Annotated in this window: 9 protein-coding genes and 1 pseudogene; 5 read left to right on the top strand and 5 right to left on the bottom strand. The window is 62.3% G+C overall.

From position 1 onward, the window contains the following. Positions 1 to 204 precede the first annotated feature (204 nt). Together ISS20_RS20480 and ISS20_RS20475 are read right to left on the bottom strand one after the other, a co-directional pair. A complete protein-coding gene (locus ISS20_RS20480; RefSeq protein WP_108499142.1) occupies positions 205 to 2,316 on the bottom strand; it encodes a PQQ-dependent dehydrogenase, methanol/ethanol family in 2,112 nt (703 codons plus the stop codon). 175 nt (positions 2,317 to 2,491) lie between these two features. Then, entirely contained in the window at positions 2,492 to 4,573 is a 2,082-nt protein-coding gene (locus ISS20_RS20475; RefSeq protein WP_291439055.1) for a TonB-dependent receptor, read from the bottom strand. Between the two features lie 241 nt (positions 4,574 to 4,814). Here ISS20_RS20475 and ISS20_RS20470 point away from each other — a divergent pair, with 241 nt between their 5' ends. Then, positions 4,815 to 5,996, top strand: coding sequence for a helix-turn-helix domain-containing protein (locus ISS20_RS20470; protein ID WP_108497593.1), 1,182 nt, complete (start codon positions 4,815 to 4,817; stop codon positions 5,994 to 5,996). A gap of 75 nt (positions 5,997 to 6,071) precedes the next feature. Further along, the gene (locus tag ISS20_RS20465; protein ID WP_108497594.1) at positions 6,072 to 7,034 is read left to right on the top strand and encodes an IS5 family transposase; all 963 of its coding nucleotides are present in this window, start codon (positions 6,072 to 6,074) and stop codon (positions 7,032 to 7,034) included. A gap of 476 nt (positions 7,035 to 7,510) precedes the next feature. Here ISS20_RS20465 and ISS20_RS20460 read toward each other — a convergent pair whose 3' ends face one another. Next, complete coding sequence (locus tag ISS20_RS20460; RefSeq protein ID WP_233250298.1) at positions 7,511 to 8,179, bottom strand: amino acid ABC transporter substrate-binding protein; 669 nt, start codon at positions 8,177 to 8,179, stop codon at positions 7,511 to 7,513. A 228-nt stretch (positions 8,180 to 8,407) separates the two neighbouring features. Continuing rightward, a complete protein-coding gene (locus tag ISS20_RS20455) occupies positions 8,408 to 8,932 on the bottom strand; it encodes a hypothetical protein (RefSeq protein WP_291439053.1) in 525 nt (174 codons plus the stop codon). A gap of 55 nt (positions 8,933 to 8,987) precedes the next feature. Between ISS20_RS20455 and ISS20_RS20450 the strand changes: the two are divergent. The 3 genes and pseudogenes from ISS20_RS20450 to ISS20_RS20440 all read left to right on the top strand — a co-directional run. After that, positions 8,988 to 9,191 (top strand): annotated as a pseudogene (locus tag ISS20_RS20450) (integrase core domain-containing protein); the annotation flags it as partial. Between the two features lie 176 nt (positions 9,192 to 9,367). Continuing rightward, positions 9,368 to 9,565 (top strand): hypothetical protein, encoded by a 198-nt coding sequence (locus ISS20_RS20445; RefSeq protein ID WP_108497595.1) that lies wholly within the window; start codon positions 9,368 to 9,370, stop codon positions 9,563 to 9,565. 46 nt (positions 9,566 to 9,611) lie between these two features. Next, positions 9,612 to 10,043, top strand: coding sequence for a hypothetical protein (locus ISS20_RS20440; RefSeq protein ID WP_146191239.1), 432 nt, complete (start codon positions 9,612 to 9,614; stop codon positions 10,041 to 10,043). Here ISS20_RS20440 and ISS20_RS20435 read toward each other — a convergent pair. Next, on the bottom strand, positions 10,040 to 10,646 hold a 607-nt coding region (locus tag ISS20_RS20435; RefSeq protein WP_291439049.1), incomplete at its 5' end, for a transposase. The genes ISS20_RS20440 and ISS20_RS20435 overlap by 4 nt on opposite strands.

The raw sequence follows: 10,646 nt of genomic DNA, 5'->3' as shown, positions 1-10,646 counted from the left end.
CAAGACGGTCGTAGCGCGCTCGGTGAGAAGGTGCTTGATATCGCTGAGGTTCATGAAAGGTCTCCGGTAAAAAGATGGGGCGACTGCCTCTGTGGGTAAGAAGCAGCCAGATGCGCAGGTTGCGTTTCCACTGCACCGTTGCGGACGGGCGAGCAGCGCCCGCCCGGGGCAGCTGCGCAGGTCAAATGAAAGTGGTGATGGGTGTTACTTGGGCCGGATCGCGTCGGCGGTGCCCTGGATGAAGGCCTTGATCTTCTCGACGTCCTGCATGCTGAGCTTTCCGGTGAAATCGGGCATGCCGCGCGAAGTGGCCGGGCCTTTGAAGATGAACTTGTCCAGGTGCTCGATATAGGCGGGGTCCAGATAGGCCAGGTTGGGCAGGTTGCCGCCCCGGTCCACGCCGGGCACGCCGTGGCAGAGGGCGCAGTTGCTGACGTACAGGGCCGTGCCTTCGGCCACCAGGCTCTTGTCATAGGGCACGCCCTGCAGCAGCTTGCCCTGCTGGTAGGCGACGAAGGCAGGCGCCTCGGCCTTGCCGTCCAGCGCGAAGGTGTAGACCGTGCCCGGTCCCTTGCGGTCAGTGTGGCGCGCGGCCAGGCCATAGCCGCCGCCCCAGCCCACGGCGATGGAGACGTACTGCCGGCCATCGACCTCATAGGTGATGGGTGCGGCCACCACGCCTGTGCCCGTGGGCTTTTCCCAGAGCTTCTTGCCGTTGCGCGCGTCATAGGCCACGAAGCGGCCGTCGGCCGTGCCCTGGAACACCAGGTTGCCCGCCGTGGCCAGCGTGCCGCCGTTCCAGGGCGAGGCATGCTCCACGCGCCAGCGCTCCTTTTGCGCCACCGGGTCCCAGGCGATCAGGCGGCCGAAGGGCGTGCTCTTGGGCGGCTCCATGTTGATCAGCGTGGCCGTGTTCCAGCCGATGTTGCTGTGCGGCTCGGGCAGGGAGCCGCCGTTGAACTTCCAGTTCTTGTTGTCCTGCAGCGTCAGCGGCACATGCTGGGCCGGCAGATAGGCCAGGCCCGTGTCGGGGCTGTAGGACATGGAATGCCAGTTGTGCGCGCCGAAGGGGCTGGGGACGATGTCGCGGGCGCGGTCGCCGCTGCGCGCAATGGCGGTTTCGATCGGGCGGCCCTTGGCGTCATAGCCGGTGGCCCAGTTCACATCGACGAAGTTCTTGGCCGAGATGAACTGACCGTTGGTTCGATCTATGACGAAGAAGAAGCCGTTCTTAGGCGCATGCAGGATCACCTTGCGTTGCTTGCCGCCGATCTTCAAGTCAGTCAGCACCATGGGCTGTGTGGACGTGAAGTCCCAGTTGTCGCCCGGGGTCTCCTGGTAGTGCCAGACGTACTGGCCGGTGTCTGGATTCAGCGCCACGATGCTGGCCAGGTAGAGGTTGTCCCCACCGGCCGGGCTGCGCTTGCTGCGAGCCCAAGGCGAGCCGTTGCCGGTTCCGATGTACATCAGGTTCAGCTCGGGGTCGAACGTCATGCTGTCCCAGGCCGTGCCACCACCGCCAGCCTCCCACCACTTTCCTGCGGGATCCCAGGTCTTGGCGGCTTTGGCCATGGCTTCATTCTCAAAGGGCTTGGACGGGTCGCCCGGTACGGTGAACCAGCGCCACTTCTGGTCGCCCGTGGCAGCGTCATAGGCCGTGACGTAGCCACGCACGCCGTATTCTGCGCCGCCGTTGCCGATGATGACCTTGCCCTTGAAGACACGTGGAGCGCCTGTGATGGTATAGCTGTACTTGCGGTCAACAATGGTGTCCTTTTCCCACACCTTGGCGCCAGAGGCCGCATCCAGCGCGACAAGGCGGCCATCAAAAACCCCCACGAAGACCTTGCCTTGATACACCGCCACGCCGCGGTTGACCACATCGCAGCAACCCTTGAAGCCATTGGCGCGGTCCACGCCGGGATCAAAGCTCCAGAGGCGCTTGCCGCTGCGCACGTCAATGGCGTGCACCACGCTCCAGCTGGCGCTGACGTACATGATGCCGTCCACCACCACCGGAGTGGCTTCCACGCCGCGGGTGGATTCCAGGTCGTACGACCAGGCCAAGCCCAGATTCTTCACGTTCCCGGTGTCGAGCTGCTTTAGGCGCGAGAAGCGCGTCTCGCCGTGGTCGAGACCGTAGCTGGGCCAGTCCTGGGTGGCGCGCGCGTTGTCTCTGATGCCCTGGGTGTCGATGCGCGCCGTGACGGCGCGGATATGCTCGGGCGAGCCCTTGGCCTGCGACCAACTGCTGGCCGGCAAGGCCAGCAGCACAAAGGCGCCCAGCATCGCTGCGGGAATGGATCGGGGGATCATTCGGTTTGTCTCCTGCGTGGTGTTTTCTACGTTCATGGAGCAGACCCGCTGCGGATGACTCCATGGGTGAACGATAAAAAAAGAGAGCCTTGCCCTCAACACTCGGACTAACCCTATGCCGAATGTGTGCCGCGATGGAACAACTGTAGCCCGACCGAGCCAGCCGACAGGGTCGTCAGAAAGTACGACTAAGCGTCAGCCCGGCTGACACGGAACGTCCCGCACCGGGCTCGAAGTAGCGCCGGTTGCTCTCATTGACGATCACCGACCCGACGTAGCGGCGGTCCTGCAGGTTGTCCCATCGCACAAACGCCTGCGCGCTCCACGCCTGCCAGCGCTGCGTCCACCGCAGGCTGCTGCCCCACACGGTGTAGCCTGCGGCATGGTCGGTGTTCAGGTCGTTCACCGGTACCTTGCCGCTGTGCAGCATGTCTACCGTCCAGACCCAAGCGGGTGCCATTTGCCAGGCCAGCTCCGCCCACACCCGTTGCGAGGCTACACCCGGCAGGCGGGTGCCCGGCGCGACCGAAGCCGTGGGCGCCGCGCAGGGCGTGCTGTCACAGGTCAGGAAACCATCGCGGTAGCGTGCGTTGAGCAGGGTCAGCGCACCACTGGCGGTCAGTGCACCCCACTGCGCGTCACCCGACAGCTCCAGCCCGTTGCGCCGCGTGCGGCCCGCATTCTGGAAGGTGGCGCGGCCGCCGGTGTTGGACAGCACGGTCAACTCGCGCTCGGTACGAGTCTCGAACACGGCGAGGCTCCAGCCGGCGTGGCCGTGCCTACCGCGCAGGCCCAGTTCCACCGTTTCGTGCGAGCTCGCGGCCAGCCCCGTGTTCAATCCGGATTGACCACCCGGGCGGTAGGCCACCTCGTTGAGCGTTGGGGTCTCCATGCCGCGCCCGACCGATGCATACGCCTGCAGCGTGGGCGACAGTGCCAGCCGCGCGCCGAGCATGGGCAGCCAGCCGCTCCACCCCAGCGCGCCGCTGTCGTCCGGGTTGCCCGGCACCACGTAATGGTCGGCCGACTGGTAGCGCACCTGGGTATGGCGCAGGCCAGCACTCAAGCTCAGATCCTGCCGTGTCCATTCGGCCTGCAGGTAGGGGTCGGCGTTCGCGGCCTGGTTGCGCTCTTGGCGCCGCAAGGCACCGAGCACTCCCAGCGTGCTGCCGACGAAGTTCTGGTAGCCGCGCCGCCACTCTCCCTGCCAGTCATAAGCAAGTCCTGCGGACCAGGCCAGCTGCCCACCGCCGACATCGTCCTGTATGCGGCCCCAGCGCAGGTTCAGCCCAGCGTAGTCGCGATAGAGGTCGATCACGCCTCCAGCGTGCGATGGCGGCGCCTGCGTGGCAGCCGGGATGGCCTGGAACTGCATCACAGCGCGCGTACCGCCATAGACCATCAGCTCCAGGTGCTGCTGCGCGTCGAGCGGGTACTTCCACGCCAGACCGACTTGTCGTTGAAGCACAGACTTGCGGGTGCCGAAGCGCAACGCATTGGCGTTGGTCTGCGTCGGGTCGTTGTCGAATTCGGTGCGCGTCAGGCCCAATGGATCGAGCGCGGAGACTTGCTGCTGTTGATACTGCAGCAACAGGCGTTGATCGCCCATATGGCGTGCGAGCTTCATGTGCACGGTGCTGCGGTCGGCGGCGGACTGCGGGCGCTGGCCGTCGGTGGCAGAGCGTTCAAGGTTCAGTGCGTAGCTCCAGCTCTCCGGAGCTTCATTCAGGCGACCTTGCAACTGGGTTGAAAGTCGCCAAAGTCCGTCCGCCCCCAGAGCCATGCCACTGCGCCAGATCCCGGGTTGCGAACCCTCTTCGGTGTAGAGGAGCAGCGCGCCCCCGGCACCGTTCCCGTACAGCACCGCGGCCGGGCCGCGTACCACGTCGATGCGCGCTGCACTGCCAATGGGGAAGTTGGCCGCCTGGCCCTGCCCATCGGGCGCACTGGCCGGAATGCCGTCCACGTAGAGCCTCAGGCCCCGCACGCCGAACGTCGAACGTGCGCCGAAGCCGCGCACGGATATCTGCAGATCCTGCGCCTGGTTCTGTCGGTTCTGCACTACCAAACCAGGAACCCGCGCCAGCCCCTCGGACAGGTGGATCTGCATCTGGCCTTCGCGCAATTGTGCACCGTCGATGCTGTCGATGGTGGCCGGGCTTTGCCAAAGGTCTTGGCCGATCCGACTGGCCGTGATGACCACCGGTGCCAGCAGGGTTTCGGCCTGGCCGGTTCCACCCGCGTGAGCATCCACCATGGGCAAAATTTGCAGCGTGCACGCCACAGCGGCGCATGTACTCGTGGAACGGAGGTGGGGCATCAAAGGGCTTTCAAGGTGGATGGGCCGCCTCAGGGCGGCCGAGGCTGCCACCGAGGCTACAGAGAGCGGACGCTGGCGAAAACATGAGGGGTTTCCCTAGTGATGATTTGTTCTGCAACGGAACAAAAATTGCCGCCTTGAGGACCATCCATACGCACCTCCCGTGCTTGCCAGCGCCATGTCCAACCCGTTCTTCACCACACAACAGGACCGAGTAGCGTTGGCGCGCGAGCGCTACTTCGAGCACGGAGAGCGACCCTCAGGTCTGGTGCCCGAGCCGGTAATCCAGTCGTGGAATCGTTGCCTGAGCGCCGGCCGCAATCCCGGCGAGAAGATCAGCTTCGATCCCATCAGCAAGCTGCGCATCTCCACTGTGCTGACCAAGAACCGTGCGCTGATTGAAGCCGCGTCCGAACCGATCGCAGAGCTGGAAACAGCCATTGCAGGCAGTCGAGCGCGGGCCATGCTGACCAGCAGGGAGGGCGTGGTGATACTGGCCTCCCGGCTCACCGCGGATGATGGTCCGCTGCTGCGTTCAGTGGCACGAGTGGGTGTGAGTGTTGGCGAAGCCGTGGTGGGTACTGGTGCGCCCGGCGTGACGGTCAACACCGGCGAGGTCTGCATCGTTCGCGGTGGTGAACACTTCTTCCGCTGCCTGGAAGCCCTCCATTGTGCGGCCGCTCCAGTGCGCGATGCCAGCGGCCGCATCGTGGCGATGTTGGACCTGACCAGCGAGCGTGGAGCCTTCCGTTTCGATGCGGGCGCCATGGCTCACATGTACGCCACCTGCATTGAAAACCGGCTGTTGGTCAGCTCGGCACGTTCCAAGCTGTTGTTGCGCTTCCAGTCCAGCAAGGCCATGCTCCATACGCCTTTGGAGGGGTTGGCAGCAGTCGACGAAAACGGATTGCTGTGCTGGCTCAATGGCGTCGGTGCTCGGTTGCTTGAGGGTCAGGGCGGTTCGGATGCAGGCATTGCGGCCGAAGGCGTATTCGGCCTTGACTTACGCCAATTGCTAGCCCTGGCCCACGACGGGCGACCTCTGCCGCAGATGCTGCCTTCGGGCCTGACTCTTTGGATAGCTGCGCATCTGGATGATCGCGTGGACCACCCATCTACCCCACCGCTGAATCTGACGTCCGAATCAGCGCCTGGGCATGACCCCGCCACCGCACCTGCACCTGCACCTTCGCTGGACGAAGCTAGTCGCGTCCTGATTGAACAAACTCTTGCCCAATGCCAAGGCAATGTGTCCCGCGCTGCGCGGCTGCTAGGAGTTTCCCGTGGGTTGCTGTATCGCCGCTTGCGTGAATGGAGTTGCGCCGAAAATAGCCCACAACACCCTTCATCGAAACTCTGAAGCCTAGGGAAGGTCTGCATAAATCCCGGCAAGCTGTGCTTGCCACGGCTCCCCTCGTGCTGAGACGATACCGGCATGAAGCAGCAAAGCCTGGGACTGGGATCGTCGAGCAAACGCACGCGCAAACGCGAGTTCCTGGACGAGATGCAACGGGTTGTGCCTTGGGGCGATCTGGTCTCGCTGATCGCCCCCTACATGCCAGAAGGCAGGCGGGGACGGCCGCCGTTTTGCATCGAGGCCATGCTGCGCATTCATTTCATGCAACAGTGGTTCACCCTGAGCGATCCTGCCATGGAAGAAGCGCTGCACGATGTGCCCCTGTTTCGGGACTTTGCCGGCCTGGGAGGTTGGGATGAGCGCCTGCCCGACGAGAGCACGATCCTGAGGTTCCGCCACGTGCTCGAAGAGCACAAGCTGGCGCCCCAGATCCTGGCGACCATCAACGAACTGCTGGAGGCCAAGGGCCTGCTGCTGCGAGCGGGCACCGTAGTGGATGCCACGCTCATTGCTGCGCCCAGTTCCACCAAGAACGCAGGCCATGCGCGGGACCCTGAGATGCACCAGAGCAAGAAGGGCAACCAGTGGTACTTCGGCATGAAGGCCCACATCGGAGTCGATGCCGACTCAGGACTGGTGCACACCGTACGCGGCACGGCAGGCAACGTCAACGATGTGGTGGAGGCGGCCAGCTTGTTGCATGGCCAGGAGATCGACGCCTTCGGTGATGCGGGCTACCAAGGGGCAGCCAAGAGGCCCGATGCCAAGGCTGATGTGCGCTGGCACATCGCTATGCGCCCAGGAAAGCGCGCAGCACTCAAAGAAGACGAGCCGCTGGATGTTCTGATCGACGAACTGGAACGGGTCAAGGCCAGCATCAGGGCCAAGGTGGAGCACCCCTTCAGGGTGATCAAGAGGCAGTTCGGCCACGTCAGGGTGCGCTATCGTGGGCTCAAGAAGAACACGGCCCAGTTGTTCACGCTGTTTGCGCTGTCCAATTTGTGGATGGTGCGGGGCAAACTGTTGGCAGCACAGAGATGAGCGCGCCCGAAATGGCCCAATGCGGCGGGATTTCCCGCAAATCAGGGCCGCAAGCGACTCACCAGACGGCCAAGCCTGGCGGCTCAAGGCATTTGGGGCGTGTCTTTGTCCAAATCAACGCACTATCCTGCCGAACACCGCTTTGTGCAGACCTTCCCTAGACCCGTGCAGTATCTCGTTGCGTGCCGTCTCTGACTAAGAGGCGATTGGTCTGACCGTAGGTTTAACTGATTTGCTGACCACCGCTCTCTTCTGTAGCACCAGAGAACCAGCTATTGGTTTCGAAATGATGCTCAGCAGATATCCCCTGCCCTCCGGGTTATCCGTGTACTTCTGTAGAGCGGAGCTATGCTACGCGGCGCATGCAAGGTGAGAAATCAGTCGTGGAGAAGAACTGCGCCCCCCCGTTGGTCACCGGAGGTGCACACCCGTTCTGAAGCATCAATTTCGCGAGCGTAGTCTTCATGGGTTCACAGTCAGAACGGGCCCTGGTCGCTCGGATACTTCCAAAAATCCTTGAGGAGGTAGTTCATGGGCATGTTCAGCGGGACGTTTCGCGGCGGGATCGGTTGCATGAACCACTTCTCATAGATGGCATGCGCCTCGCGGCCGTGGATCAAACGTTTCATCTCTGCATCAATGATGCCCTTTAACTCAAGATCATCCTTGTTGAACATGATCGCGATAGGGTCGATGGTCAGCAACTTGCCAACAACTTTCAGCTTGTCCGGATTGGGACGGTTGGAACGCAATCCATACAGCAATACATCGGCCATCGCGAAGCCATCCACTTCACCTGCTTCCACCATTTCCACCGCTTTGGCGTGATCGGGAACCTCTACGATGTCGATGTATAGCAATCGCTCTTTGCTTGCTCGTTCAATCGCTTTCAATTCGACGGTACCCCGAGTGCCGGCCAGTCTCTTTCGCTGAAAGTCGGGTAGGTGGCTTATGGCGCTGTCGGACCGAACCAAGTAGCGTGCTCCGCTGAGGTAGTGGGGACCCGTGAAAGACACCTGCTGCCGGCGCTCAGCGGTGTTCGTCGTAGAACCACACTCCATGTCTGCCTTGCCCTCAACGATCTCGGGGATCCGCCTTGCTGGATCCGTCAGAAAATAGACCACCTCCAAGCGCGGCAGATTCAACCGTCTCTTCAACTTCGGCGATCCTGAGACGAAGATCCAGCGAGTAGCCTCGCGGCTTCTTGTCGGCATCGACGTACGACATTGGCACCGAAGACTCGCGGCGCGAAATCACCAGCCGATTGGTTTGGACAATACAGTCGATCACAGGACCCGCTTGTGCAATCGGCGACAGGGCTCGGGCGTTGCCGAGTACCGCACCTCGGGTCGTTTGAATCTCATCTGGATCTCCTAAGAATTCGAGTCATCGCGCAGGCTCGGACTGGCACCACTCCCACCGGCATCGCCCGAACGCAACGTGTGCGCGGCCGTCGTGGCCGCATGCGTCATCTGCTGTTTGCGGCGCATCTGCTTGGCCCACGCGGGCTCAGCCGCTGGCGCAATGGCTGCAGACCCACCGGCTGCGGGCTTGGCTGCGGCAGGCGCAGCCGCATCGGCAATGAAGCTCGCTACCCCGTCTTCGACCGCCCTGGCGCCGGATGCGACGCGCTGGCTCACGGCACTGGTGCCGCTGCGCGCGACGTTGGCGAGGCCCGCACCGGCCGCGCGCATGCCGCCAGCGCCCGATGCGGCGGCGCCGGCCTGGTAGGCCGATTTCGCCCCGCTGGCCATGCCCGTCGCAGCCCGCGCGGCGCTCGCGCCGGCGCCAATAGCCGCTCTCGCAGCTCCCGGCGCCATCCGGGCCCCAGCGGCCACCGCAGAACCCGCACCTGCCACCGCAGCACCGCCGGCCACTGCCAAGCCGGCTGCACCCATCGCCGTCCCCGCCGCCGCACCCGCTCCGAGCTAAGGTGCACCAGACACCAGACCCGTCGAGCGCCTGTGGCGCAGCGTCAAGCATGAGGACGTGTACCTCAATGGCTACGCCACGATGGGGGAACTGCTGATTGGGCTGACAAAATACTTTGCGTTCTACAACGGCGAGAGGCCGCACCAGGCACTGGGACATAGCACGCCGGATGCGGTGCATGCAAGCTCGGTCGGGGGCGGTGCGATGATCGTGGACAAGTACGGAGCAACGCAGGGACTCCCCATTGCGCTTCGCTCCACAGGGACTGAGTTCGAAGAAGTCAGGATAGAAAATCAGTCCACAATGCCGAAAGCAAAAACCGGGGCAGCGCCGTCCAGCTGTGTGAAATTGGGTGCAACTTAAACTACCGTCAAGTCTGTCTTGATGATGGGGTCCACTTCATGGTGGCGCCGCGAGATGCCAAGGTGGATGCGCGTGGCGTGCTTGCGAAGGCCAAGAGGATTGCGTCGCGTTACGGCATCGTCATCGACAGCTTCGACGGTGTATGGTTTGAGGTGTTCTGCCCCGAGCTGGAGCACGATGATCCGTTGGAAGGTCCGGAATTATGTAGCAACCGCACAAAGCTTTTTCCCAGCTAAACCCTGACAATTTCCCCTTGTAAACACCGTTTTCCAAGGGGTCAAAATGGCAGAGTCACTGGTCGTATCCGGCCTGGTATCCAAGCGTTCCGAAGTTGCCGGTCAAATCATCTCGTATCAAGCAGAAATAACCCGGTTGCAAGAATCATTGTCGCACCTGGACGGCAGTATCAAGCTATTTGCGCCCGAGTATGACTTGCGCACGATCAAATCCAAGCGCACGAACACGCGCAATCAGTATTTTGTCAAAGGGGAAGCGCAGCGCCTGACGCTGGATGTGATGCGCGAGGCCGGGAAGCCACTGAACAACCTTGAAATCACCGCGCAGCTACTGGAGCGCAAAGGCATTGAGGCCACGGAGGCCATCACCGCCCGTATTCAAAAAAATGTGTTTGCCGTCATCCACCGGCTGGAGGCCCGTCACATCGTCCGAGAAATCGACAACGGTGCAGGCGTCATGAAATGGGAAATCGTTTAAGCGGTCAGCCGCTCGGCATTGCGTTTGTTGCCCTGCCAGTAGCCACACCAGTCCCGTGAGGTCGGTGTGGTGGCGCACTTCTTCGAGATGTCATCAAAAATATCCCCGTTGCTCATGCGCCGGGTGTCCTCGCGGTAGGCCGCTTCGTTGGCATAGTTCGCCAGATAGAGATTGCCGAATTTATGGCATTGGCCGTACTGCATACGGCGAAAACGCGAGAAGTACGATTCAGCCATGTTGTTCGTCACACCGGCATCACTGCGGTACTCGATGGAGTGATTGACCCGGCGTGTGTCGAACTTGGCGTGCAGGCCATCGTAGGCCACACTTTCGTCAGCGCAGATCACAGAGCCCTTTTCCACATAGGCTTCGGCCAACTTGTTCACATCGGCTTGGTTCTCAGCCTTGATCACGAACGAAATGGTTTTGTTGGCACCCCGGATGGCGTCACCAATCACATTGACCTTCTGGCGCATCACGAACACGCAGCGCTTGTTGGGCCGCTGGTTTACCACCAGGCGACGGTCCACCCGATCCTCTTTCTTGTTGGCTGGTCGGATATGGCCGTTGACATAGGGGGTCTCCTCGTTTTCAGTGCAATAA

Source organism: Acidovorax sp., from assembly GCF_016783915.1.
GTDB lineage: Bacteria > Pseudomonadota > Gammaproteobacteria > Burkholderiales > Burkholderiaceae_C > Acidovorax.
This window is presented reverse-complemented; position numbering and strand designations above follow the sequence as displayed.

What these genes read in the sequence shown, in the direction of transcription:
- ISS20_RS20475 (WP_291439055.1), bottom strand. Translation starts at nt 4,573, where the DNA reads ATGGTGGATGCTCACGCGGGTGGAACCGGCCAGGCCGAAACCCTGCTG.
- ISS20_RS20470 (WP_108497593.1), top strand. Translation starts at nt 4,815, where the DNA reads ATGTCCAACCCGTTCTTCACCACACAACAGGACCGAGTAGCGTTGGCG.
- ISS20_RS20465 (WP_108497594.1), top strand. Translation starts at nt 6,072, where the DNA reads ATGAAGCAGCAAAGCCTGGGACTGGGATCGTCGAGCAAACGCACGCGC.
- ISS20_RS20455 (WP_291439053.1), bottom strand. Translation starts at nt 8,932, where the DNA reads ATGGGTGCAGCCGGCTTGGCAGTGGCCGGCGGTGCTGCGGTGGCAGGT.
- ISS20_RS20480 (WP_108499142.1), bottom strand. Translation starts at nt 2,316, where the DNA reads ATGATCCCCCGATCCATTCCCGCAGCGATGCTGGGCGCCTTTGTGCTG.
- ISS20_RS20445 (WP_108497595.1), top strand. Translation starts at nt 9,368, where the DNA reads ATGGTGGCGCCGCGAGATGCCAAGGTGGATGCGCGTGGCGTGCTTGCG.
- ISS20_RS20440 (WP_146191239.1), top strand. Translation starts at nt 9,612, where the DNA reads ATGGCAGAGTCACTGGTCGTATCCGGCCTGGTATCCAAGCGTTCCGAA.